Raw genomic sequence first — 25,095 nt, 5'->3', positions numbered from 1 at the left:
GCGACACGCATGGCTAACGCAAGCGTTCTCGAATCCTTCAAGCAGGCCGGCCGGCGCGGCGCGGCCGCGCCCATCGTGATGCTCGCGATGCTCGGCATGCTGATGCTGCCGCTGCCGCCGTTCGTGCTGGACATTCTCTTCAGCTTCAACATCGCGCTGTCGCTGGTGATCCTGCTGGCGGTGGTGTACGTGATGCGGCCGCTGGAGTTTGCCGCGTTTCCGACAGTGGTGCTGCTGGGCACGCTGTTCCGACTGGCGCTCAACATCGCTTCCACGCGCGTGGTGCTGCTGCACGGTCATGACGGTCCCGGCGCGGCGGGCAAGGTCATCGAGGCGTTCGGCGAGTTCGTGATCGGCGGCAACTTCGCGGTCGGCCTGGTGGTGTTCGCCATCCTTACCATCATCAACTTCGTGGTGGTGACCAAGGGTGCGACGCGCGTATCGGAAGTGACGGCGCGCTTCACTTTGGATTCGATGCCCGGCAAGCAGATGGCGATCGACGCCGATCTCAACGCCGGTCTGCTCACGCAGGAACAGGCGCGCGAGCGCCGCCAGGAAGTGCGCGAGGAAGCGGATTTCTACGGCTCGATGGACGGTGCGTCCAAGTTCGTGCGCGGCGACGCCACGGCCGGCATCCTGATTTTGTTCATCAACGTCATCGGCGGCTTTTTCGTCGGCATGCTGCAGCACGGTCTTTCCGCCGCTGAAGCGGCACGCACGTACACGCTGCTGACCATCGGCGACGGCCTGGTCGCGCAGGTTCCATCGTTGATGCTCTCCATCGCAACGGCGGTGATCGTCACGCGCGTGTCCAAGTCGCAGGACATGGGCAAGCAGGTGGTGGGGCAGGTGTTCGCGCAGCCGCGCGCGCTGGCGGTGGCCGGCGTGGTGCTGGCGGTGATGGGCATGATTCCCGGCATGCCGAACATCTCCTTCCTGATGCTCGCGGCCACCTGCGGCGGCGCGGCCTGGTTGATGATCCGCCGCGAGCAGGAAGCGAAAGAGCGCCAGGAGAAGGTCGCAGCCGAAGCCTTGCCGGCGCCCGCGTCAGCCGAGCGCCTGGAACTGGGCTGGGAGGACGTCGCCAGCGTCGACCCGGTGGGCCTGGAAGTGGGTTATCGCCTGATTCCGCTGGTCGACAAGAACCAGGGCGGCGAATTGATGGCGCGCATCAAATCCGTGCGCCGCAAGCTGTCGCAGGAACTGGGTTTCCTGGTTGCCGCCGTGCACATTCGCGACAACCTGGATCTGGGTCCCAACACGTATCGCATTTCGCTGATGGGCGTGCCCATGGGCGAGGCGGAGGTTTATACCGAGCGCCACCTGGCGATCAATCCGGGCCGCGTGCACGGCACGCTGCAAGGCGTCGCCACGCGCGATCCGGCCTTCGGCCTGGAAGCGGTGTGGATCGAAAACAGCCAGCGCGATCACGCGCAGGCGCTGGGTTACACCGTGGTCGATCCGGCGACGGTGATCGCAACGCATCTCTCGCACATCCTGCAAAACCACGCGCACGAGCTCCTGAGCCACCAGGACGTCCAGCAGCTGCTGGACCGCCTCGCGCAGAGCGCGCCCAAGCTGGTGGAAGACCTGGTTCCCAAGCGCCTGTCGCTGGGCGTGGTGGTGAAAGTGCTGCAAAACCTGCTCGCCGAGCGGGTGCCGATCCGCAACATGCGCAGCATCGTCGAGTCTTTGGCGGAGCACGCAGGCCAGAGTCAGGATCCCGGCGCCCTCACGGCCTATGTCCGCGTCGCGCTGGGCCGCCAGATCGTCCAGGAAATCGCGGGTTTGGGCACGGAAATCCCCGTTTTGACGCTGGCTCCGGAGTTGGAACAGATCTTGCTCGGATCCCTCTCAAGCAGTGGTGCAGCAGGTGCGGCCGTAGAGCCCGGGCTTGCCGACCGCCTGCAGCAGAGCGTGGCGGAAGCGACGCGGCGGCAGGAGGCAAACGGCGAACCGGCGGTGATGTTGGTGCAACCGCAACTGCGCCCGTGGCTCGCGCGATTCACGCGGCACGTGGCTCAGAACCTGCATGTGCTGGCTTACAACGAAGTGCCCGACAACCGGCGCGTGCGACTTGTGCAGGCAATCGGGCGCTGAACGAACTGAATAAATGAGGCGAGCGATGACGTTATGCATGCAAGCGTTGCTCCTTCTCCCCATCGGGGAGAAGGCCGGGATGAGGGGCCAATCTTGCGTTGGACTTCATTCGAAGCGTGCTCTGGATAACCGCTCTCGCAAGAGTGTCCCCTCACCTCAATCCTCTTCCCCTTCCTTGATCAAAGATGGGGGAGAGGAAGCAAAAGCGGATGCGCGTCGCGGGAGTCATCCATGAAGATCAAACGTTTCCTCGCCGCCGACATGCGCCAGGCCATGCGCGACGTTCGCGCGGAGCAGGGCGCCGATGCGGTGATTCTTTCCACGCGCCGGCTCGAGGAAGGCATCGAGATCATCGCCGCCGTCGACTACGACGAATCGCTGATGCGCGAAGCGGCGCGTCACGGTTCGCCGGCGCCGGAAGCGGCCAAGGCGCCGGTGAAGGAAACCGCGAAAGAAGCGCCGAAAGAAACGCCCATGGAACGCATCAGGGAAATCGCCAAAGAGTCGGTGAAGGAAACGCGCGCCGTCACGCCGCCGCCACCGCCTCCGCCGGTTCCCGTGCCGCCGAGCGATGTGGCCGCGCTGCAGCCGATCGTGGAGCAGAGCGTGCTGGAAACCGCGCGCATGCGCAGCGAACTTGGCGGCCTGCGCCAGTTGCTCGAACAACAGCTTTCCAGTCTCGCGTGGAACGACATGGAGCGCCGCAGCCCGATGCGCGCCCGCGTGCTGCGCGACATGAGCCGCCTCGGCATCGACACCGATGTCGCGCGCCAGTTGATCGACGAACTTCCCGAAGAACTCAGCGTCGATCAGGCGCGTTATCTGCCGCTGGGCCTGCTCAGCCGCAGCCTGAAAGTCAGTGGCCGCCGTCTCGCGGACAGTGCCGGCGTCACCGCGCTGGTCGGTCCCACGGGCGTCGGTAAAACCACCACCATCGCCAAGCTCGCCGCCTGCGCGGTGATGAACCACGGCCCCGCCAAGGTGGCGCTGGTCAGCACCGATCACTACCGCATCGGCGCCGCGGCACAGCTCGAACATTACGGCCGCCTGCTCGGCGTGCGCGTGTATCCCGCCTACGATGCGGCCGGTCTTTCACAGACGTTGAATCTGTTGCGCGATCACCACACGGTGCTGGTCGATACCGCCGGCGTGTCGGGCACCGATCCGCGCCTGCAACAGCAGATGGATGTGCTGCGCGATGCCGTCGCGCAAGGCGCCGCCAAGTTGCGTGCGTGCCTGGTGCTGGCCGCCAACGCGCAGACCTCGGCGCTGGACGAATCGGTGCGCGCGTATCTGCCGCTCAAGCCGAGTGCATGCATCGCCACCAAGCTCGACGAGGCGCCCAGCCTCGGCGGTCTGCTCTCGGTGCTGATCCGTCACCGCATACCGCTCGATTGCACGACGGACGGTCAGCGCGTCCCCGAAGACATCAGCGCCGCCGATGCGCGCGCCCTGGTGTGCCGTGCGGCACAAACGCAGCGCCGGCTCGGTCCGGCGGCTGAGGATCTCGATATGGCCGAACGTTTCGGTCTGGCAGTGGCGGGTCTATGAGCGAGGCAGTGCAAGTGAATCAGGCAGCGGGCTTGCAAAATCTGTTTTCTTCCTCTCAGGCGCAGCGCGAGGAGCGGCCGGTCTTTCATCAGGCGGCGAGTCTTTATCAGCCTGGGACCCAGCAACGCCGCGTGACGCGCACGATCGCCGTCGCGGGCGGCAAGGGCGGCGTGGGCAAAACCACTGTCGCGGTGAATCTGGCGATGACGATGGCCATGGCCGGACGCGACGTGATGCTGCTGGACGCCGACATGGGCGTCGCCAACATCGACGTGCAGCTCGGCCTGTCGCCGGCGCGGCACATCGGGCACATGCTGGAAGGCAAGTGCGCGCTGCAGGATCTGATCATGCAGGCGCAGAACGGCCTGAAGGTGATCCCCGGCGGTTCGGGCGTGCGCCGGCTGGCGAAGATGGACAACGCCGAGCATGCCGCGGTCATCCGCAGCTTCGACGAGCTGATCCAGCCGCCGGACTTCCTGATCGTGGACACCGCCGCGGGCGTCGCCGACAACGTGGCGATGTTCGCCGCCGCGGCCGACGACGTGGTGATCGTGGTGTGCGACGAGCTGGCCTCGCTGACCGATGCGTACGCCTTGATCAAGATCCTCGCGCACGACTTCGGCGTGCGTCGCTTCCATATCGTCACCAACATGGTGCGGCAGGCGGGCGACGCGAAAAAACTGTACGAAAAACTGGCGCGCGTCTGCGGGCGCTTCCTCGACGTCGCGCTCGATTACATGGGCATGGTCCCGCACGACGAATGGCTGCGGCAGGCGATCCGCCGCCAGGGCGCGGTGGTCGATTTGTGGCCATCCAGCCGTGCCGCGGTGGGATTCAAGCAATTGGCAGGTGCGGTCGATACATGGGGAGAACCCGCGTACCCGGACCTCGGACGTATTGCCTTTTTCAGCGGCCAGAGCGTGCCGGCTGCGGGGTGGTGACATGAATGTGGCTTCGGAATATCTGCAGCTGCAGCGCGAGGATGCGGACCAACTGGTGCGCAGGCACGCGCCGCTCGTACGGCGCATTGCCTATCACCTGATGGGGCGTCTGCCGCCGAGCGTTGACGTAGGAGATTTGGTACAGGCAGGCATGATCGGCTTGTTGGAAGCGGCGCGAAACTTTACGACCGATCGCGCGGCCAGTTTCGAAACGTATGCGGGCATCCGCATCCGAGGCGCGATGCTGGACGAACTGCGGCGCACCGACTGGACCCCCCGTTCGGTGCATCGCAAGGTGCGCGAAGTCGCCGAAGTCGTGCGGCAGATCGAAAACGAAACCGGTGCCGACGCGGACAGCGCCGAAGTGATGAAGCGCCTGGGCATCACCGCCGAGGAGTATCACCAGGTGCTGGCCGACGCGACCAGCGCGCGGCTGCTCAGCCTCACGGCGCCCGACGACGGCGACGGCGGCGAGGGCAACGCACTGGACGTGGCCGACAACGACAGCCTGGGTCCGCAGGACAGCATCGAGCAGGACGGCCTGCGCGAAGCCCTCGCCGAGGCGATCAGCACGCTGCCCAAACGCGAACAACTGGTGATGTCCCTGTACTACGAGCAGGAACTGAACCTGAAAGAAATCGGCCTGGTGCTCGGCGTGACCGAATCGCGCGTCTGCCAGATCCACGGCCAGGCATTGATAAGACTGCGAGCGCGCATGGGCGACTGGCGCGATGGCTAGGAAACACGAACGAGTGGAAAGGAGCGGCACAACGAGAGTTCACGCGACACCGACATTCTCCAAGTCCGTCGGTCCGGCCTGTACCGGAAAGACGTACTGAACCCACGACCACTCCTCCTCCCCCTCGATTCAAGCCTTGGAGATAAGCGTTTTGGACAAGAACATGAAAATTCTGGTGGTGGACGACTTCTCCACCATGCGGCGTATCGTTCGCAACCTGCTCGTGGAGCTCGGTTTCAGCAATCCGCTGATCCAGGAAGCCGACGACGGCAACAACGCGTTGACGATGCTCAGGAGCACGCCGTTCGACATGGTTGTCACCGACTGGAACATGCCGAACATGACCGGCATCGAACTGCTGCAGGCGATTCGCGCCGAGCCCAAGCTCAAGGGCCTGCCGGTGCTGATGGTCACCGCCGAAAACAACCGCGAACAGATCATCGCCGCCGCCCAGGCCGGCGTGAACGGATACATCGTCAAGCCTTTCACCGCGGTCACGCTCAAGGAAAAGCTGGACAAGATCTTCGAGCGCCTGGCCGCCAGTGGAGCTTCCGCATGAATGCAATGACGTCAACGACGATGAACGAAACCCTGCCGGCGGAAGTGCTGGCGCTGCTCAACAGCTCCGATGGCGCGGCGTTCGAGCAGGCGCTCGATGCGATGGTGCGCCAGCGCGAACAGCATCTGTTCCGCGCGCTGGGCGTGCTCGCCCGCGACCTGCACGGCGCGGTGTCGCGTCTCGGCAGCGACCTCGCCAACGAGGGCGTGCCCGAGAGCATGACCGACGCGCGCAACTACCTGGCCGAAGTGCTGGACATGAGTTCGAAGGCCGCGCACCGCAGCCTGGATTTCGTCGACCGCATGCGCCCGGAAGCCGATGTGCTCTCGGCCAACGCCGCGGCCGTGCTCGATCACAACAACAATCCCAACGATCCCGCTGCCGCACTCGCACGACAGGCGCAAGTGTTCGCCGATGCGTGCGCCGAAGGCCTCAACGACATGGTGCTGGTGCAGTCCTGGCAGGACCTGGCCGGCCAGCGCGTGAAGAAAGTGGTCGCGTTTATCGAAAGCGTGGAGTCCTCGCTGCTCGAACTGGTGCGCCTCACCGGTGCGCTGGCCGGTCGCGAAGCGCCGGTGGAAGTGGCCAAGGTGTCCAGCCAGGACGAAGTGGATCGCCTGCTGAGCGAATTCGGTTTCTAAGCCATGCAGACGATGTCCCGCAGCCGATTCGTGCGAATGACTGCACCTCCCCCTGCTTGCAGGGGGAGGTTGGGAGGGGGTGACGCTCTTGCTTCGAGCACAGGCTTCACCCCACCCCAGCCCTCCCCTGCTGCACGCAGGGGAGGGAGTGCATCGCCGTGCTGTGAGGGTGTGGCACAAACATCGATAGCCGCGATGGATGTACGTTGATGGATGCGAATCTGGACAGCGAGCTGCGTGACGATTTCCTGGTCGAGGCCGGGGAGTTGGTGCAGCGGCTTGGCGAACAGCTGATCGAGCTGGAAGCCTCGCCGCACGATCGCGAGTTGCTCAATGCCGTCTTCCGCGTCTTCCATACCGTCAAGGGCGGCGCCGGATTCCTCGGCGTCGACCCGATGGTGCAGCTTTGCCATTGCGCCGAAGAGTTGCTCAACGACGCTCGCAACGGCCGCCTGGTGATCAGTTCGGCGCATATGGATGCGCTGCTGGAAGGGCTGGACCTGCTCAACGTGATGATGGCGGCGCTCGCCAACGGCGAGCCGATGTCGCCGCCGCCGGCTTCGTTGCTGGAACGCCTGCAGCCGCCGGCAGAAGCGGCGCCCGCCGCCGCCGAGCCGGTCAGGGCGCGCGCTGCCGATCCGATCGAAGCGGAATTCGAAGCCCTGCTCGACACCTTGTACGGACAGGGCGGCGTGCCCGGCAAACCGGCGCACGAAAGCAAGGAAATCAGCGACGACGAGTTTGAAAGTCTGCTCGATACCTTGCATGGCAAGAGCAGTGCGCCCGGCGCAAAGCCGGAGCCCGCTCCGGAAAAGAAAGAAATCAGCGACGACGAATTCGAAGCCCTGCTGGACAACCTGCATGGCAAGGGCGCTGCGCCCGGAAGCGTCGCCGAAACGCCCGCGCCTGCTCCGGCGCCGAAACCCGCGCCCGCAGCGGCTGAACCGGCACGCGCACCTGCGGCAGCCAAGTCGTCGCAAGCGGAGAACACGGTTCGCGTCGACACCACGCGCCTCGACGCATTGGTCAGTCGCGCCGGTGAACTGGTGCTGCTGCGCAATCGCCTGCTGAGCCTCGCCACGCGCAGCGAGAACGAAGCACTGTCGACGATGGCCGGCGATCTCGATCGCGTCTCCGACGATCTGCAGAATGCCGTGCTTGGCATGCGCATGCAGCCGGTCGGTCGATTGTTCCAGCGCTTCCCGCGCATCGTGCGCGATCTCGCGCGCCAGCTCGGCAAAGAGATCGAGCTGATCACGCAAGGCGAAGACACCGATCTCGACCGCAGCCTGGTCGAAGCGCTGGCCGATCCGCTGATTCATTTGCTGCGCAACGCGGTCGATCACGGTCTGGAAGATCCGGCCGGACGCGAACGCGCCGGCAAATCGCGCAAGGGCAAGGTGACACTCTCGGCCAGCCAGCGCGGCGAGCGCATCGTGATCTCGGTCAGCGACGACGGTCGCGGCATGGATCCGGAAGTGCTGCGCCGCAAAGCGGTGGAGAAGGGCGTCATCGATGCGACACAGGCGGCACGCCTGTCCGAAGTCGAATGCTATGAACTGATTTTCCGTCCCGGCTTCAGCACCGCCGCGACGATTTCCGATATCTCCGGCCGCGGCGTCGGCATGGACGTGGTGAAGACGCGCGTCGCCGAACTCGGCGGCACCCTGCAGGTGCATTCGCGCCTTGGACACGGCAGCACGTTGGAACTCACCGTGCCGCTGACGCTCGCGATCCTGCGCGCGCTGATGGTGCGCGTGGGCGATCGCCTGTTCGCGTTGCCGCTCGGCAACGTCAACGAAGTCTTCGAGCTGAATCCGCAGCACGATCACATGCTCGACGGTCGCCGCGTGGCCGCGCATCGCGGTCGTGCCTTGGTGCTGGGCGATCTCGGCGACTGGGCCGGCGTATCCGGCCCGGGTGGGCGTCATGTGGTGGTGTTGCACGTGGGTCACATGCATCTGGGTTGTCTCGTGCATGAGGTCATCGGGCGCGAGGATGTGATGGTCAAGCCGCTTGGCCCGCTGTTCGAAGGCGTGCCGGGCGTGGCCGGTGCCACGGTCACGGGCGACGGCCGCCTCGCATTGGTTCTCGATCTGGCTGCGTTGTCGCAGGACGACGGACGTCTGCTCCCTTCACTGAAGGTGTCTGCCTGATATGGACGTCATAAGCATCGTCGGCACCATCCTCGCCTTCGTGGTGCTGATCGTCGGCGCCATCTTGAAGGGCACGGATGTTTCGGCGCTGTGGAATCCGGCGGCCTTCGTGATCGTGTTCATCGGCACGATCTCCGCGCTGCTGCTGCATACGCAGGGTGGCGTGCTCAAGCGTGCGCTGGGCATGCTGAAGATGGTGTACAAGCCGCCGCAGCTGCATCCTGCCGATCTGATCAGCCGCGTGGTCGGCTGGAGCGAAATCTCGCGTCGTCAGGGACTGCTGGGCCTCGAGCCGCACATCGATGCGGAAGACGACCCGCTGGTGAAAAAAGGTTTGCAGTTGCTGGTCGACGGCAGCGAGCCCGAGGCGATCCGCACCGTGCTCGAACTGGAAGTGGAAACGCGCGAGATGGCGGATTTGCATGCGGCCAAGGTGTACGAACAAGGCGGCGTGTATTCGCCGACGATGGGCATCATCGGCGCGGTGCTCGGCCTGATGGCGGTGATGCGCGATCTGACCGATCCGGCGAAGCTCGGCCACGGCATCGCGGCGGCGTTCGTCGCGACGATCTACGGCATCAGCCTGGCGAACCTGCTTTTGCTGCCGATCGGCGCGCGTTTGAAATCGTTGATCACCAAGCAGACACAGGTACGCGAGATCCTGATCGAAGGCCTGATTTCGATTGCCGAAGGCGACAACCCGAGGCAGATCGAAAACAAGCTGCAGGGTTATCTCGTATGAAGCGCCGCCACAGGCACGAGGATCACGTCAATCACGAGGCATGGGTCATTCCCTATGCCGACCTGCTGACGTTGCTCCTGGCGCTGTTCGTGGTGCTGTATGCGATGTCCAGCGTCAACACCACCAAGTACCGCGCGCTGGCGCAGGCCATCTCGGCGGCGTTCAACGGATCGCGCTCGGTGATCCAGCCGGTGACGCCCAACGCGCCGCAATCGAGCGTACCGGTGCCCACCAACAAGCCGGCACCCATTCCGCGTACGCCGCTTGCGCAGATACTGCTGCCAGTGCAGACGCAGCACATCAACACGCCCAACACCACGCAGGCGTCGCCCTCCGACCAGAACAAGAACAAGCTCAGCGAAGAGCAGCGGAACCTGGAGCGCATTCGCAGCGAAGTCGAGCGTGCGTTGCAGCCGCTGATCGACAAGCAGCTGGTGGTCGTGCGGCGCACGCCGAACTGGCTGGAAATCGAGATCCGCACCGACATCCTGTTTCCCAGCGGCGTGGCGACGCTGTCGTCGTCGGCCAACGATGTGCTGACCAGCCTCGGCAAGATCCTCGCGCCCTTCGCCAATCCGCTGCGCGTGGAAGGCTATACCGACGACGTGCCGATCGATACGGCGGTCTATCCCTCGAACTGGGAACTTTCCGCCGCCCGCGCGGCGAGCGTGGCGCGTCTGTTCGCCCAGAACGGCGTCGACCCGGAACGCCTGGGCATCGTCGGCTGGGGCCAGTACCGCCCGGCTGCGGAGAACACCGACGCGGACGGCCGCAACAGGAATCGGCGCGTGCTGGTGGTGGTGTTGAGCGACAAAGCCGCACCGCGACGCTTCTATACCAACAGCGACCAGATCAACCAGACCGCCGACGCCGACAACGGCACCGACGGCAATGCGACGAACGAACAGGCGGCGGCAACAACGCCTGCACCGGCTTCGTCCATCGCCGCGCAAGCCGCCGCGATTGAAACATCGCCGACATCTGCGCCGCCTACGGTAGCGATACCGCCGCCCGTGATGCTGCCCAAGCCACCGCTCATCGCGCCCATCGCAACGATCATCGCCACGCCCACCGCCGCGCCTTCCGCACACCAGACGTCCGACAGCAAGGAATAACGCAACGCATGAGCCTTGTTCCCAACATCGAAGCGCTGGTGCGCGAACCCTGGCTGTCGTTCCAATTGGACGGCCAGCATTACGCGGTGCTGCTCAACCAGGTGAGCGAAGTCATTCGCGACTGCGCGCCGACGCCGGTTCCCGGTGCGGCGGCGGACCTGCTCGGCATCTGCCATCTGCGCGGCAATATCGTGCCGGTGATGGACGGCCGCCGCCGCCTTGGCCTGAAGGATGCGATGCCGGACGATCCATCGGCGGTACGCATCGTGGTGTTTGCACACGAAGCACATCGCGTCGGCCTGCGCGTCGACGCCGTGGGCGAGTTGCTGCAGCCGAAGGCCGAGGCCATCACCTTGCCGCCGGCGCGTTCGGGGCGCGTGGACGATCCCGTGCAGGTGGTGATGGGCTGGCAGGGCGGTTTCGTGGCCTTGCTCGATGTCGCACGTCTATGCCGTCTCCACCGGGAGTTGCAGCATGTGGCTTGACATGGCGGTTATCGCGCTGGCCGTACTGCAGATCGTTACGCTCGCCTTGTTGTGGCGTCAGGGGCGTCGCATCGAGCGCATGCTTGCCGGCAGGCATGACGAATCGGGAAGCGTGCCCGAATTGCTGCTGATCAACGCGCTCAACAAGATCGACCATCGGCTGGGCGTGCTCGAAGCGCGCACACAGCAGGTCGACGTACCGCGTCGTTCCGTGGAGATTCGCGCAACGCAGATGGCGATGCCGACGACAGGGCAGCACGTCGTCGCGCACAACTACGAGCTTGCACAGCAGCTGGCGCGCGAAGGCAGCGATCTCGAACAGCTGATGACCCGCTGCGGTCTTTCGCGCAACGAAGCGGAACTGGTACTGCGCCTGCACGCCAAGCGTGCGTAAGCACGGCTGTTACGGTTTGCGCGACGCGTCGTAGATGGTGGCGAGCACCGCGGCCGCCGCCGCGTACAGAGTCGGTGGCACATCGGCGCTCATGCGCAGCGATACCAGCAGCGCGGCCACTTGCGGATCGTGATGCAACGGCAGGCCCAGCGCGTGCGCGTGCCGGAACAGATTGTCGACATCGCCGGCATGCAGCTGCGCGGACGTTGCCGCCTCATCGCCGCCCGACAGACGAAGCACGACCTTGCGTTGCGGCTTGGGCAGGAGCGGCTGTGTCATACCGTGGCCTTCAAAAATACGGCACTGACGCTGCTTCCGGCTTGTGGAAGGCCGTGCTGGCAGCTCAGCTGATCGAGAAACAGACCGGTGGCATCCACGCGCGAGCGCAGATTGTCGAACTGCTCCTCCAGCTTATCGACGGTCTCCCGATGCTGCGCCCACAGTCGCACCGAGAGGCGCAAACCGCGCAAGTGAAGCTCGCCGACGATGGGGCCCAGCGACGGCAAGTCGAGCGAAAAGCCCATCGTCCAGCTTTGTTCGGCATCTTCCTGGTGCTTCAGCAGCAGCTGCAGCACGTCGGCGCCGTCTTCGTCCTGCACGGGGATTTCCACCGTCCAGTGCCCGGGTGTCGCTTGCAGCTGCGCGACTTCGAGGCGCGCCAACGCGGCCTGCACGTCGGTGTACAGGCGCGGCAAGAAATCGGTGGCTTCGCTGGAACTGGCCAGATCCGTGGGCAGCGGCCATCGGCCCTGCGGAATGACGCCGCGATAAAGCAGCGGCGGATCGATCTCCACGTCACTGCCTTCCGCGAAAGCGGGCTGACCCTTGAGGATCGCCATCAGGCGCAGCATCGCGCCTTTCATGTCGTCGTGGGCGGTCGTGGCGTCGTTGGCCGGTGCCTGCGCGAGTTGCGCTTCGAGGAAGACGCCGCTGCGATTGATCGCCTGGCGCAGTCCTTCGGGCGTGGCCAACTCCTGCGGCGTGCTCATGCTGTGTTCGAGCAGGGCCAGCGCGGAACGCAGATAAGGCGGCAACTGCCGCGCGACAGACCATTGCGAGAGCGCGCCGACCGTGGCGAGCAACGGCGCGTAACCGTTCTGCTGGGGCAGGCGGCCGCGCAGCGCCTGGTTGACGGTGCCGTCGAGCGAGGTGTCGCCGAGAATTTCGAGTTGCGGCTGCGCACCCACGCTGAGCACGCGCACCTGGAATTGCGGCGGGAGTTTGGTGCCGGGGGCTTCGGCCTCCACGGTGAGGGCCCCGACTTGCAGCACCATCAGGCCCTGTTCGTTGATGCCGAGGGGGCGCGCAGACAACACGGTGCCGATGCGCCAGCCTTCGGAGCTGGCGCCGGCGGCGGCACCGAGCCAGGTCAGTGCGGCAACGCTGGTTGGCTGGATGATCACGCGGACTCCTCGGTCTGTGATCGCGGGTGTTCACAGGGCCTGGTGATGGGTATCGGCGGGGGATTGGGAAACTTTAGGGTTTGTTTTTGCGCCCGATTGCTGCACTACTTGCCTCTTGCTTCACTCCGTCGTCCCGGCGAAAGCCGGGATCCAGTGGCTTCGGTTTTTGGTTGTGTGTTGAGGCCGGATTGCTCGCCTGCGCGGCGGGCGTTTCGACCGTCTGCCGACGGCCGAGTCACTTTCTCTTGCTTGCCCAAGAGAAAGATAACCAAAGAGAAGGGCAGCCCCGAGTACCCGCTTTGCGGGCTTCGCCCACAAAGTGCGCGGAGGGATTGCGGGGTTTTTCGACAGCACCTCCTGTGCTGACGAAAAACGAGCCGGCATCCATGCCGGCTCCCCTACGGGCTGATCCTCCATCCCTCCGCCGGGTCCAAGGGGCCCCAAGGTCAAGAGCAGGAGCTAGAGCCAGAGCAGCGCGCGCTGCGCGCACTCGGTGCCGGCGCGTAGCGCCGGAAGAACGCGCAGGCAGCAGTGCACGGTGTTTTCGCTTCTCGCTTCTCGCTCTTTAGCTTTGGCTCATGGGTTTTTGCTCTTTTGAAAAGTGCGCGCATCGCGCGCCCTGGGCCCCGTAGGCGGTGAGTGAGCTGGGGACGACAAGGCCCGCAGGGGGATCGGCATGGATGCCGATCCCTTTTCGCCAGGGCAGGAAGCCCTGTCGAAAAGCCCGGCCCCAGCTCACGCCTCGGAGGGCGCAGCCCGGAGAGCACCGGCTCCGGGGTGCCCTTCTCTTTGGTTATCTTTCTCTTGGGCAAGCAAGAGAAAGTGACTCGGCCGTCGGCAGACGGTCGAAACGCCCGCCGCGCAGGCGAGCAACCTGGCGATGACGCACCAGCGCAACCACAAGCCAAAGTCACTGGGTCCCGGCTTACGCCGGGACGACGGGCGTGAAGCGTACGCGCACAACAACGTCATCAGGCACCGCAGCAGCCAAAAAATCCCAAGACCAATACCTAAAGCTGCCCCGCCCCCGGCCGATAAAACCCTCAACAGAATCCCGTCGAGGGCCTCCCGCCATGGCCAGCAAGACCAAACCAGACGCCACCACCACAAAAAGCGAAGCCCGAATCGGCATCCCCGCCGACTGCCGCATCGCCGACGTCGGTGACCTGCACCGGCAACTGCGCGAAGCCGTCGACGCTCCGCAAATCGTGCTCGACGGCGCCGCGGTAGAGCGCGTCGACACCGCCGCCCTGCAACTGCTCGTCGTGTTCCAGCGCGAAGTGGCCAAGCGCGGCAAACAAATGAATTGGGCCGGCGTAAGCGCGCCCCTGCACGACGCGGCCAGCCAGCTGGGCCTGGCACAAACATTGGCGTTGCCGGCAAAACAGCCGGCCTGAACTTGAGGTGGAAGATGGCAAAGATTCTTGCAGTAGACGATTCGGCTTCGATGCGCGGCATGGTGGCGTTCACCCTGCGTAGCGCCGGTTACGAAGTCAGCGAAGCGGAAAACGGCCAGCTTGCGCTGGATACCGCGGCCGCATCGCGCTTCGACCTCGTGCTGGCCGACGTGAACATGCCGGTGATGGACGGCATCAGCATGGTGCGCGAGCTGCGCGCGCGCCCGGATTACAAGGGCGTGCCGATTCTGATGCTGACGACCGAATCCAACACCGACAAGAAGATGGAAGGCAAGGCCGCGGGCGCGACGGGCTGGCTGGTGAAGCCGTTCGATCCGGAGCAGCTGCTGGCAACGGTCCGTCGCGTTCTCGGTTAAGCGCAGATCTTCCAACGTAAGAGCCCCCTATGAGCACGATCAGCGTCACGCAGTTCCACAAAGTCTTCTTCGAGGAAAGCCTCGAGGGACTCGATGCCATGGAAACGGCATTGCTGGCGCTGGACGAAGGGGGCGATGCGGAGCTGGTGCACAGCATTTTTCGCGCGGCGCACTCGATCAAGGGCGGCGCGGCCACGTTCGGTTTTCCGGAGATGGCGGCGTTCACGCACGAGGCCGAGTCTTTGCTCGACCAGGTGCGCGAGGGTCGTCGTGCGATCGACAAGCCCATCATCGAATTGATGCTGCGCACGGTGGATTGCCTGCGCGGCATGTTCGAGCGCGCGCAAGGCGGACAACCGCTTGCCGATGCGAGCAGTGAAGAGTTGAAACGGCAGTTGGCCGCCGCGGTCGGTCGCGAGGTTCCGGCGCCGACCGCGAAAGTTGCTGCAAAACCGGCTGCTTCGAACGGCTGGAGCATCAAGTTCCGTCCCCACGCTGGCATGTTGGCCGGCGGCAACGACCCGTTGCGTCTGTTGCGTGAACTGGCTGCGCTCGGGCAGCTGGTCGTCGAGGCACAGTTGGATCGCGTGCCCACGCTGGACGCGCTCGACCCCAGCGAGTGCCATCTAGGCTGGCATCTCACGCTCACCGGCGCGGCGACGCGCGAAGCGATTGCGTCGGTGTTCGAGTGGGTCGAAGACGAGTGCGATCTGAGCATCGAGCCACTCGTTGCCGCCGCACCACCGCCTGCACCGGCTGTCGAGACAGATGCCGCGCCGGCCGGTGCAGGCGCAGCGGCCGGGACCACGCGCAGTGCTGCGGCAAGCAGCAACGATGCAGGTTCGGTGCGTGTGGGCATCGACAAGATCGACAGCCTGATCGATCTGGTCGGCGAACTCGTCATCACGCAGGCGATGCTCGATCAGTTCCGCGAGGATTTCGATCCGTCGCGTTTGAGCATGCTGCAGGAAGGCCTTGCGCAGCTCGCTCGTCACACGCGTTCCCTGCAGGAAAGCGTGATGGGCATACGCATGTTGCCGATCGGTTCGGTGTTCAACCGTTTCCCGCGGCTGGTGCGCGATCTCAGCCAGAAGCTCGGCAAGCAGGTGAAGCTTGAGCTGGTGGGTGAGCACACCGAGCTGGACAAGACTGTTCTGGAGAAGATCGGCGATCCGCTGGTGCATCTCGTGCGCAACGCGATCGATCACGGCCTGGAAATACCGGAGAAGCGCCGCGCCGCCGGCAAGGGCGACGTCGGTACGCTGCGCCTGGAAGCCTCGCATCGTGGCGGTTCCATCGTGGTGGAAATCGTCGACGACGGCGCCGGCCTCAACCGCGAGGCGATCATCAACAAGGCGCTGCAGAAAGGCTTGATCAAGAGCGCGGAAGGCATCAGTGACGAAGAAGTGGGCGAGCTGATTTTCCAGCCGGGTTTCTCGACGGCGGCGGTGACCACCGATCTGTCCGGCCGCGGCGTGGGCATGGACGTGGTTCGCCGCAACGTGGTGGACCTGGGCGGAAATGTCGCCATCAAGAGCCGGCCCGGCAACGGCACGACCTTCACCATCACGCTGCCGTTGACGCTGGCCATCATCGACGGCTTGAGCGCGGGCGTGGGCGACGAATGCTACATCGTGCCGCTGGTGTCGATCGTGGAATCGATTCAATTGCCGGCCGAAGCCGTGCGCAGCGTGACGGGCGGCGGCGAGCTGTTCCGCTTCCGCGACGAATACCTGCCGATCGTTCGCCTGCACCAGCAATTCGGTTGCGCCACCGCGCGCCAGAAGATCGAGGAGGGCCTGGTGATCGTGGTCGAAGCCGACGGCAATCGCGTGGGCTTGTTTGTCGATGAGCTGATCGGCCAGCAGCAGGCGGTGGTGAAGTCGCTCGAAGCGAATTATCGGCGCGTCGACGGCATCTCGGGCGCCACCATCCTGGCGGACGGTTCGGTCGCACTGATTGTCGACGTGGCGGGAATCATTCGCCTGCAGGCGCGACGCAAGGCCGCGTAGCGCGGCATGACGGCGGCGCGGAGGGCGCCGCCGGTTTCCAGAGATCGAAGGCACCGGCGCGCCGAAGGCGTGGCGCGCGATTGTGCCCTGCATGAATCCGGGCGGTTGCGCGCCCATCCTCTCCCGTCATTTGAAGGTCGCAGTCATGATGTCCCCGCTGAAATCCCTCGATCGCCTGAGCCTTGCGGCACGGGTATGGCTTGTCATCGCCATCGTGGTGGTGGGATTGGTCGCCTTGACCGTGATGTCCGCGATGGATAGCCGCAGCCTGCAGATGGAAGCGCGCAAGCGTGCGCTCGGCGACGAAGTGTCCACCGCGATGACGCTGGTACAGAGCTACCACGATCGCGCGGAAAAGGGCGAATTCAGCGATGCGGAAGCGCAAAAACGCGCACTGGCGGCGGTGTCCACGTTGCGCTGGAACGATGGCGCCGGCTACGTCTACATCTTCGACTCCAGCCTCGCCATGCGCATGCATCCGGTGATGCCCAAGCGCGTTGGCAAGAGCATCAAGGATGAGAGCGATTCCACTGGCAAATACATGTATCGCGAGATGCTTGCCGCCGACCGGCGCGATGGCCACGGCATCACCGAATACATGTGGCCGATGCCGGGCAGCAAAGGCGACAAGCTGAAGATGACCTACACGGCCTGGTACAAGCCGTGGGATCTGCATATCGCGGCTGGCGCGTATTTCGTGGATATCGACGCGCAGTTCATGCACATGCTGGTGGGCAGCCTGTTGCGCGCCACCCTGGTCGGACTGCTGGTGATTCTGGTCGTGTGGCAATCGATGCGCAGCATTCGCCTGAGCATTGGCGGCGAACCTGCTTTTGCCGTGGCGATGGCTGCGCGCATTGCCGATGGCGATCTCACCGTCGCCGATGTGGACGCGGCTCCCGCGCCGGGCAGTCTGCTCGATGCCTTGCAACGCATGCGAAGCAAACTGACAGGCATCGTCGGCAAGGTGCAGCAGGGTGCACACGCGGTGACGTCGGCGGCCCAGCAGATTGCCAGCGGCAACGACGACTTGAGCCATCGCACGCAGGAACAGGCCTCCAGTCTCGAGGAAACCGCCGCGTCGATGGAGGAGATGACCTCCACCGTGAAACAGAGCGCCGACAACGCGCAGCAGGCCAGCCGTCTTGCCGCCGACATGCGCGTGCAGGCCGAACACGGCGGCGATGTGGCGTCGCGCGCCAGCGGTGCGATGAAGGCGATCCAACAGGCGAGCGCGCAGATTTCCGACATCGTCAGCCTGATCGACGAAATCGCCTTCCAGACCAACCTGCTGGCCTTGAACGCCGCGGTCGAGGCCGCGCACGCGGGACAGCACGGCCACGGCTTCGCGGTGGTCGCGGGCGAGGTGCGCAGTCTTGCCCAGCGCAGCGCGCGTGCCGCCAAGGACATCAAGGGCCTGATCGGCGACAGCGTGGAGAAGGTGCAGGCCGGCTCGCAGCTGGTGGACGAATCGGGCCGGGCGCTGGCCGGGATCATCGGCAGCGCGAAAAAAGTCGCCGACATCGTCGACGAGATCGCGGCCGCCAGCCAGGAGCAGTCGACCGGCATCGAGCAGGTCAACCGGGCCGTCACGCAGATGGACGAGGTGACGCAACAGAACGCCGCCCTGGTGGAAGAAGCGGCCGCCGCCGCCCGCGCCATGCAGGAGCAGGCCGACCAGCTGCAGGCCCAGATGCGCTATTTCCGGCTGCAGGAAGCCAAGGCCGTCGAGGCAGCCCCGCTGGTCCGCCAGGGGGCAGTCCGGAAGCCGGCTGCGCCGGCCCGGCCGCAGGATCCTGCAGGCCGCGAGCTGGCCGTGGCCGGCGAGTGGGCGGAGTTCTGAGCCTGGCCCGAACAGCTCAAGTTTTGCGGCCGACAGCCGATCCATCTTTCGAACGGGAGCACCGCCTGCTGCTCCAACGACGAGGCGAAACATGTCCGACCCATCCCGGAGCGAGGCGCTCCAGTCGCAATACCTCACCGTGAACCTCGCGCACGAGGAATACGGCATCGACATCCTCTCCGTGCGCGAGATCCGCGGCTGGACGCCGGTGACGCGCATTCCGCAATCGCCGCACTACGTGCTGGGCGTGCTGAACCTGCGCGGCGCGATCGTGCCGGTGATCGATCTTCGACTGCGCTTCGGTCTCGCCCGCGAGGAATACGACGCCACCACCGTCACCGTGATCATCACGGTCTCGGGTCGTCAGTTCGGCGTGGTCGTCGATGGCGTGTCGGACGTGCTGGACGTCGCCGGCGATGCCATGCGCCCCGTGCCGGACATGGGCACGACGGTGGACACCGAATACCTGAAGGGATTGACCTCGATCGGCGACCGCATGGTGCTGCTGCTCGACGCAGACAAGCTGCTGCAACCGCAGGACGCACAGATGCTCGAGGCCGCGCTGAATGCGGCGAACGATGTGAAAGCCGTGGCGTGAAGGAATAACAACATGAAACTTCGTTTCCCGAAATTCAAATTCAAGTCGCTCTCGATCAAGGCCCGCCTGGTGATGCTGGTGGGCCTGCTTTGCGTGATGTTGCTGGCAGGCGCGGGGATCGGCCTGGGTTCGATGTCGCAGCAGAATGCCGGCACGCAACGCATCTACGCATCGGAGCTGGTGCCAAGCCAGTATCTGGACGTGGTGCGCAGCGATTCGCTGAAGTCGTTCCTCACGCTCAACGAGGCGGCGGCGCTGGTCGGCAAGGCCGATCAGGTGAAGCAGAAGATGGCCGAGTTCGACCGCTATCAGGCGGAGATGAACGACTACAAGAAGCGCTTCTCGGCGTTGCCGATGAGCGATGCGGTGGCCGCGGCCAACAAGGATTGGCACTCCACCGACAAAGACTACGAGCAGGCCAAGCAGGACGTGCTCGATGCCATCAAGCAGGCCGATACCGGCGCCTCCGACCTGGTCGAAATGGAACTGCGTCCGCTGCTGATGCAGCGTCAGGATGCGCTCTCCAAGCTCGTGCAGGTCCAGAGCAGCGAAGCCGGTCAGATCTACGCCGATCAGGTGAAGAGCTATCAGCGCGTACGCATGATCACCTTCATTGCGCTGATTGCCGGCCTGCTGTTCGCGCTGCTTCGCTCCACCTTGCTGATCCGCTCGATTTCGCATGCGCTGAGCTACGCGATGAAGGTCGCCAATGAAATCGCCGACGGCAAGCTGGGTCACGACGTGCAGGTCAAGGGCGACGACGAGCTTGCCAGGCTGCTCACCGCGCTGCGCACGATGGATCAGCGACTGGTGGAAATCGTCGCCGAAGTGCGCCAGGGCTCCGACGCCGTGAGCACGGCCGCGCAGCAGATCGCGCGCGGCAACGACGACCTGAGCCAGCGCACGCAGGAACAGGCGTCGAGCCTGGAAGAAACCGCTTCGTCGATGGAAGAAATGACCTCCACCGTGAAGCAGAACGCGGAAAACGCCAGCCACGCCAACCAGCTCGCCCGCGGTGCGCGCGAACAGGCCGAGCGCGGCGGCGAAGTGGCGGCGCAGGCCGTCACCGCGATGCGCGAGATCAATACGTCCAGCCGCAAGATTTCCGACATCGTCAGCCTGATCGACGAGATCGCCTTCCAGACCAATCTGCTGGCGCTCAATGCCGCCGTGGAAGCGGCGCGTGCGGGCGAACAGGGTCGCGGTTTCGCGGTGGTCGCCACCGAGGTGCGCAATCTCGCGCAGCGCAGCGCCGGCGCCGCGAAGGAAATCAAGCTGCTCATCAACGACAGCGCCGACAAGGTGCGTGCGGGTTCCGAACTGGTCGATCAGTCCGGCAAGGCGCTGGCGGACATCGTCGACAGCGTGAAGAAGGTGACCGATATCGTCGCCGAGATCGCGGCGGCCAGCCAGGAACAGTCGGCGGGCATCGACCAGGTCAACAACGCCGTGTCACAGATGGATGAAATGACGCAGCAGAACGCCGCGTTGGTCGAGGAAGCTTCGGCCGCCGCACGCGCGATGCACGAACAGGCCGACGAGCTCACCAACCAGGTCGGCTTCTTCCAGATCACCGGTGTGGCCACGTCCAAGCCTGCGTCCAAGAAGGCAGCTTCCGACAACGTCGTGGCCGAAGCGGAAGCCGTGTTCGCCGCCGTACGCAAGAGCGGCGCGCCGAAAGTAGCGCCGCGTCCGGCAGAAACGGCCGACGCCGGCGTGTGGAAGGAGTTCTGATCGCATGGCCGCGCGAATCGTCGATCATGATACGCGCGGCGCAGCGGCTGGCGCAGGCGGCTGGTCGCTGGGCGATAGCGATTTCGCATTTCTGAGTGATTTCGTTTATCGCCACTGCGGCATCGTGCTCGGCGAGCACAAGCGCCAATTGGTACAGGGACGTTTGTTGCGTCGCTTGCGTGCGCTGGACCTGGAAGGCTTCGACGACTACGTCGAACTGTTGCGCACCGATCCGGAAAGCGAACTGGGCGAACTGGCCAGTGCGATCAGCACCAATGTCACCTCGTTCTTCCGCGAGATGCATCACTACGACCTCCTGGTCGAACAGTTGTTGCCGCGCTGGCTGGAAGAAAAGAAGAACGGCGGCCGCCTGCGCATCTGGTCGGCTGGTTGTTCCACGGGCGAAGAGCCGTATGCGTTGGCGATGGTGCTGGCCGAAGCGCTGGAGCGCACGGGCAGCAAGGTCGATGCGCGCATTCTTGCGACCGACCTGTCGCCACAGGCACTGGCGGCGGCGCGAGCCGGTACCTATCCGCTGGAACGCATGGGCGGCATCACCGAGGCACGGCGCTCGCGCTGGTTCCTGCGCGGCGAAGGCGCTTATGAAGGTCTGGCTTGCGTGCATCCGCGCCTGCGCGAGCTGGTGTCGATCCAGCCGCTCAATCTGTTGCACGAGTGGCCGATGCGCGGTCCGTTCGACGCGATTTTCTGCCGCAACGTGGTGATCTATTTCGACAAGCCGACCAAGCAGCGTTTGTTCGAACGCTACGCCGGCCTGTTGGAGCAGGGAGGCTATCTGTTTCTTGGCCATTCCGAATCGATGTACGGCCTTAGCGATTCGTTCGAGCTCGTGGGCCGTACCGTTTACCGGAAGTGTGTGCCATGACTGCTCCCATGCCCGGCGTCGCCACGGCGCCCACTGCGAAGACGGCGGTGTTGCCCGGCTTCGAACATATGCGCCGATTCTGGGACCCCTCGCACGCGTGCATGACCGTGAAGGTGTTGCCGGGCGAGTTCTACGTGAGCGCGCAGGAAGAAATGGTGTCCACCGTGCTCGGATCGTGCGTGTCCGCATGCATTCGCGATGAAGAGCGGCGCATCGGCGGCATGAATCATTTCATGTTGCCCGAGCCGATGAGCGGCGAGCGCAACGACTGGTCGCTGGCGGTGGGACGCGCGGCGCGCTACGGCAGCGACGCGATGGAGCAGCTCATCAACGCGATCCTGAAAGCGGGTGGCCGCCGCGATGCGCTGAAAGTGAAGATTTTCGGCGGCGGCCGCGTGCTGACGCAGATGACCGACGTGGGGCAGCGCAATATCGCGTTCGTCAAGCGTTACCTGGAAACGGAAAAGTTGCAGCTGGTCGCCGAAGACGTTGGCGACATTTATCCGCGGCAACTGCAGTTTTTCCCTGCCAGCGGACGGGTGCGCGTGCGACAGCTGCGCTCCTCGCGCGACAGCGAGCTGGCCGCCAACGAACAGAGTTACCTAAAGCGTTTGGCGAACGATCCGATAAAGGGTGAAGTGGAGCTGTTTTGATGGTGCGGGCTGTGCCAGGGACGAAGGATGAGTGGCGAGGGCGCGAGCACGCGGTCATACAGGGGGCTTGCGGGCATCCATCCGCCGCCCTCGCTGCTCACCCTTCCTTCCTGATTGTTGATTGATGCATAAGGCGAGAAAGCGGCAATGGAAAAAGTTCGCGTCCTGATAGTCGACGACTCCGCACTGGTGCGGAAATTGTTGTCGGCCATGCTCGATTCCGATCCCGGAATCGAAGTCGTTGGCGTGGCCGCCGATCCGCTGATCGCGCGCGACAAGATCAAGCAGCTCGATCCCGACGTGCTCACGCTCGACGTGGAAATGCCGCGCATGGACGGGTTGACCTTCCTGGAAAACCTGATGCGCCTGCGGCCGATGCCGGTGGTGATGGTGTCCTCGCTGACCGAGCGCGGCGCCGAAGTGACGCTACGCGCCCTGGAGATCGGCGCGGTGGATTTCTTCACCAAGCCGTCCAGCGACCTGGCGAACAGTTTCGCCGACAGCGCGCAGGAGATCTGCGCCAAGGTGAAGCTCGCCGCACGCACGCGGCCGCGCGCGTACACGCAGGTGCAAAAACTGGACGTGCCGCCGCGTCTCACCGCCGATGCCGTGCTGCCGCGCTCGCAATCGGCCGGAACGCGCGGCGGCAGCCGCATCATCGTGATCGGCGCATCCACCGGCGGCACCGAAGCGATTCGCGTGCTGCTCGAGGCGATGCCGCCCGATGCGCCGCCGGTGTTGATTACGCAACACATCCCGGCTGCCTTCAGCGGTCCGTTCGCGACACGCATGGACAATTGTTCGGCCATGCGCGTGTGCGAAGCGCGCGACGGTCAGCCGATTCAGCCCGGCCACGCCTATATCGCGCCCGGCGGCGAACATCTGCTGGTGATGTGGGACGGCGCCAAGCACGTTTGTCGCCTGCACGACGGTCCGCAGGTCAATCGTCACAAGCCCAGCGTCGACGTGCTGTTCCGCTCGGCGGCGGCCAGCATCGGCGCTGCCGCGATCGGTGCGCTGCTGACCGGCATGGGCGACGACGGTGCGCGCGGCTTGCTGGAATTGCGCGAAAGCGGCGCCCCCACGCTGGTGCAAGACGAAGCGAGCTCGGTGGTGTGGGGCATGCCCGGCGCCGCCTGGAAGCTCGGTGCGGCCGATGAAAAGTTGCCGCTCGAACAGATCGCCGCGCGCCTGCTCGTGTTGGCGCAACAACCCATTGCCGGCGCGCGTCGCGCCGCGTCCTGACGTACCGGAACATCCCTATGTCCGCCATCATGTCTTCCTCCGCTCCACGTCCCTATGTCGGTATCGGCGTCAGCCTCGCCGCGCTGTTGTTGTGCCTGATCTGGAATCCGGCCTGGATGGCGCCGGTGCTGGTCACGGCACTTTGCGCGGTGTGGATCTTCGAATGCCGCCGCCAGGCGACGACGCCGATCATCGTCGAGACGCCCATGGGTCCCGACACCGCGCCGGTGCGCGAAGCGCTGGAGGACGTGCGCGGCGCGCTGGTCGACGAGCTTGGACATGCCTCGCGCGAATTGCACCAGGCGCTGGATCTGCTGCGCGATGCCGTTTCCGACCTCGGCGGCGGTTTCGATGGCCTGTCGCACAAGACCGGCATGCAGCAGTCGCTGCTCAAGCAGATCATCGATGTGCAGAACGGCGGCGTGTCGGTGCAGGATTTCGCCGCGCGCACGGGCGATCTGCTGGAGCACTTCGTCGGCCTGATCGTTCAGTTGTCGCGCGAAAGCCTGCGTATCGTCTATCGCATCGACGGCATGTCGAAAGAAATGGATGCGGTGTTCGCGCTGCTGAAGAACGTCAACACCATCGCCGAAGAAACCAACCTGCTGGCGCTCAACGCTGCGATCGAAGCGGCGCGTGCGGGCGAAGCGGGCCGCGGCTTTGCCGTCGTGGCCGGTGAAATCCGCAATCTTGCGAGCCATTCGAACCAGTTCAACGAACAGATCGGCAGCCACGTCGAGCGCGCGCGCATCGCCATGGAGCAAGTGCGCGGGCTGGTGGGCGAGCTCGCCTCGCAGGATCTCAACGTGGCGCTGTCGGCCAAGGGCGGCATCGACGCGATGATGGCGCACGTCACCGAGAGCGATGCGCGCGCCAGCGCGGTGGCCGATCAGGTGGTGGAGATCAACCGCGGACTCGGCAACGACGTGTCCACCACGATTCGCTCGCTGCAGTTCGAGGACATCCTCAGCCAGTTGCTCAACCAGACCCGCCAGCGCCTGGTCGAATTGCAGGGCGTTGCCGCCGAAACCACGCGCGACATCGAAATGCTCGCCTGCGAACCGGTAGATGCGCAGGTGTTGCGCCAGCATTCGGAACGCGTGCGCGAGCGCCTTGCGCTGCAGCGCGAGAAGGCGCGTATCCGCTCCAAGGGTCCTGCATTGCAGAACACGATGGACGCGGGCGAAATCGAATTGTTCTAAGGAGCGACGACCATGAATCTCAATGTGCAGCACGACACCGAGCAGGATTGCGTCACCCTCCAGTTCGGCAACCATTTCGATTTCAGCGTGCACCGCCAGTTTCACGAAGCGTGCCTGGGCGGGCGCAAGCCGTCGCGCAGCTACGTGATCGATCTCGGCGAAGTGGACAGCATGGACAGCTCGGCGCTCGGCATGCTGTTGCTGCTGCGCGAACACGCCGGTGGCGATCGCGCCGAAATCCGCATCGTCAACGCGAGTACCGCGTTGCGCGGCACGCTACGCGTGGCAGGGTTCGACAAGCTGTTCACGCTGCACTGAGCGG

Annotated in this window: 24 protein-coding genes; 22 read left to right on the top strand and 2 right to left on the bottom strand. The window is 64.8% G+C overall.

All coding sequences use genetic code 11. The features are described 5' to 3' along the window. Positions 1 to 9 precede the first annotated feature (9 nt). From flhA to DWU99_RS15520, 11 genes are all read left to right on the top strand, one after another. A complete protein-coding gene (gene flhA, locus DWU99_RS15570) occupies positions 10 to 2,100 on the top strand; it encodes a flagellar biosynthesis protein FlhA (RefSeq protein ID WP_115478996.1) in 2,091 nt (696 codons plus the stop codon). A gap of 231 nt (positions 2,101 to 2,331) precedes the next feature. Beyond that, positions 2,332 to 3,651, top strand: a complete 1,320-nt coding sequence (gene flhF, locus DWU99_RS15565) for a flagellar biosynthesis GTPase FlhF (RefSeq protein WP_115478995.1) — start codon at positions 2,332 to 2,334, stop codon at positions 3,649 to 3,651. Between the two features lie 131 nt (positions 3,652 to 3,782). Beyond that, a complete protein-coding gene (locus DWU99_RS15560) occupies positions 3,783 to 4,592 on the top strand; it encodes a MinD/ParA family ATP-binding protein (RefSeq protein WP_233511169.1) in 810 nt (269 codons plus the stop codon). A 1-nt stretch (position 4,593) separates the two neighbouring features. After that, on the top strand, positions 4,594 to 5,331 hold the full coding sequence (locus tag DWU99_RS15555; protein WP_115478993.1) for an RNA polymerase sigma factor FliA: 738 nt from the start codon (positions 4,594 to 4,596) through the stop codon (positions 5,329 to 5,331). A gap of 151 nt (positions 5,332 to 5,482) precedes the next feature. Further along, positions 5,483 to 5,890 (top strand): chemotaxis response regulator CheY, encoded by a 408-nt coding sequence (cheY, locus tag DWU99_RS15550; RefSeq protein ID WP_115478992.1) that lies wholly within the window; start codon positions 5,483 to 5,485, stop codon positions 5,888 to 5,890. Continuing rightward, on the top strand, positions 5,887 to 6,531 hold the full coding sequence (locus tag DWU99_RS15545) for a protein phosphatase CheZ (protein WP_115478991.1): 645 nt from the start codon (positions 5,887 to 5,889) through the stop codon (positions 6,529 to 6,531). The genes cheY and DWU99_RS15545 overlap by 4 nt, the downstream gene beginning before the upstream one ends. Positions 6,532 to 6,740: 209 nt before the next feature. Continuing rightward, positions 6,741 to 8,687 carry a chemotaxis protein CheA gene (locus tag DWU99_RS15540; RefSeq protein WP_115478990.1) on the top strand — a complete coding sequence of 649 codons (1,947 nt, stop codon included), beginning with the start codon at positions 6,741 to 6,743 and terminating at the stop codon, positions 8,685 to 8,687. 1 nt (position 8,688) lies between these two features. Then, positions 8,689 to 9,429 (top strand): flagellar motor protein, encoded by a 741-nt coding sequence (locus DWU99_RS15535; RefSeq protein ID WP_115478989.1) that lies wholly within the window; start codon positions 8,689 to 8,691, stop codon positions 9,427 to 9,429. Then, a complete protein-coding gene (motD, locus tag DWU99_RS15530; RefSeq protein WP_115478988.1) occupies positions 9,426 to 10,544 on the top strand; it encodes a flagellar motor protein MotD in 1,119 nt (372 codons plus the stop codon). Before DWU99_RS15535 ends, motD begins: the two co-directional genes overlap by 4 nt. An 8-nt stretch (positions 10,545 to 10,552) precedes the next feature. Further along, positions 10,553 to 11,029 carry a chemotaxis protein CheW gene (locus DWU99_RS15525; RefSeq protein ID WP_115478987.1) on the top strand — a complete coding sequence of 159 codons (477 nt, stop codon included), beginning with the start codon at positions 10,553 to 10,555 and terminating at the stop codon, positions 11,027 to 11,029. Then, positions 11,019 to 11,423, top strand: coding sequence for a DUF2802 domain-containing protein (locus tag DWU99_RS15520; protein ID WP_158543310.1), 405 nt, complete (start codon positions 11,019 to 11,021; stop codon positions 11,421 to 11,423). The genes DWU99_RS15525 and DWU99_RS15520 overlap by 11 nt, the downstream gene beginning before the upstream one ends. 9 nt (positions 11,424 to 11,432) lie before the next feature. On the opposite strand, the gene DWU99_RS15515 is transcribed toward DWU99_RS15520, so the two are convergent. Together DWU99_RS15515 and fliK are read right to left on the bottom strand one after the other, a co-directional pair. Further along, positions 11,433 to 11,702, bottom strand: coding sequence for a flagellar biosynthesis protein (locus DWU99_RS15515; RefSeq protein WP_115478985.1), 270 nt, complete (start codon positions 11,700 to 11,702; stop codon positions 11,433 to 11,435). Beyond that, the gene (gene fliK, locus DWU99_RS15510; RefSeq protein WP_115478984.1) at positions 11,699 to 12,826 is read right to left on the bottom strand and encodes a flagellar hook-length control protein FliK; all 1,128 of its coding nucleotides are present in this window, start codon (positions 12,824 to 12,826) and stop codon (positions 11,699 to 11,701) included. Before fliK ends, DWU99_RS15515 begins: the two co-directional genes overlap by 4 nt. A 1,073-nt stretch (positions 12,827 to 13,899) precedes the next feature. Between fliK and DWU99_RS15505 the strand changes: the two genes are divergently transcribed. The 11 genes from DWU99_RS15505 (at position 13,900) to DWU99_RS15455 (ending at position 25,091) form a co-directional block, all read left to right on the top strand. After that, positions 13,900 to 14,223, top strand: a complete 324-nt coding sequence (locus DWU99_RS15505; protein ID WP_115478983.1) for an STAS domain-containing protein — start codon at positions 13,900 to 13,902, stop codon at positions 14,221 to 14,223. Between the two features lie 14 nt (positions 14,224 to 14,237). After that, positions 14,238 to 14,600 carry a response regulator gene (locus tag DWU99_RS15500; RefSeq protein WP_115478982.1) on the top strand — a complete coding sequence of 121 codons (363 nt, stop codon included), beginning with the start codon at positions 14,238 to 14,240 and terminating at the stop codon, positions 14,598 to 14,600. A gap of 29 nt (positions 14,601 to 14,629) precedes the next feature. Beyond that, positions 14,630 to 16,612, top strand: a complete 1,983-nt coding sequence (locus DWU99_RS15495; RefSeq protein WP_115478981.1) for a chemotaxis protein CheA — start codon at positions 14,630 to 14,632, stop codon at positions 16,610 to 16,612. Between the two features lie 145 nt (positions 16,613 to 16,757). Further along, on the top strand, positions 16,758 to 18,455 hold the full coding sequence (locus tag DWU99_RS15490; protein WP_233511168.1) for a methyl-accepting chemotaxis protein: 1,698 nt from the start codon (positions 16,758 to 16,760) through the stop codon (positions 18,453 to 18,455). A 91-nt stretch (positions 18,456 to 18,546) separates the two neighbouring features. Beyond that, a complete protein-coding gene (locus DWU99_RS15485) occupies positions 18,547 to 19,053 on the top strand; it encodes a chemotaxis protein CheW (protein WP_115478980.1) in 507 nt (168 codons plus the stop codon). A 12-nt stretch (positions 19,054 to 19,065) separates the two neighbouring features. Then, on the top strand, positions 19,066 to 20,787 hold the full coding sequence (locus tag DWU99_RS15480; protein WP_115478979.1) for a methyl-accepting chemotaxis protein: 1,722 nt from the start codon (positions 19,066 to 19,068) through the stop codon (positions 20,785 to 20,787). A 4-nt stretch (positions 20,788 to 20,791) separates the two neighbouring features. Further along, a complete protein-coding gene (locus DWU99_RS15475) occupies positions 20,792 to 21,673 on the top strand; it encodes a CheR family methyltransferase (protein ID WP_115478978.1) in 882 nt (293 codons plus the stop codon). Next, complete coding sequence (cheD, locus tag DWU99_RS15470; protein ID WP_233511167.1) at positions 21,670 to 22,326, top strand: chemoreceptor glutamine deamidase CheD; 657 nt, start codon at positions 21,670 to 21,672, stop codon at positions 22,324 to 22,326. Before DWU99_RS15475 ends, cheD begins: the two co-directional genes overlap by 4 nt. 147 nt (positions 22,327 to 22,473) lie before the next feature. Beyond that, positions 22,474 to 23,571 carry a protein-glutamate methylesterase/protein-glutamine glutaminase gene (locus tag DWU99_RS15465; protein ID WP_115478977.1) on the top strand — a complete coding sequence of 366 codons (1,098 nt, stop codon included), beginning with the start codon at positions 22,474 to 22,476 and terminating at the stop codon, positions 23,569 to 23,571. Between the two features lie 17 nt (positions 23,572 to 23,588). Further along, the gene (locus tag DWU99_RS15460) at positions 23,589 to 24,773 is read left to right on the top strand and encodes a methyl-accepting chemotaxis protein (protein WP_115478976.1); all 1,185 of its coding nucleotides are present in this window, start codon (positions 23,589 to 23,591) and stop codon (positions 24,771 to 24,773) included. 12 nt (positions 24,774 to 24,785) lie between these two features. Continuing rightward, on the top strand, positions 24,786 to 25,091 hold the full coding sequence (locus DWU99_RS15455) for an STAS domain-containing protein (protein WP_115478975.1): 306 nt from the start codon (positions 24,786 to 24,788) through the stop codon (positions 25,089 to 25,091). Positions 25,092 to 25,095: the final 4 nt, after the last annotated feature.

The organism is Dyella psychrodurans (genome assembly GCF_003363265.1).
GTDB lineage: Bacteria > Pseudomonadota > Gammaproteobacteria > Xanthomonadales > Rhodanobacteraceae > Dyella_B > Dyella_B psychrodurans.
The sequence above is the reverse complement of the archived record's forward strand: the minus strand, read 5'-3'. Positions and strand labels throughout refer to the sequence as shown.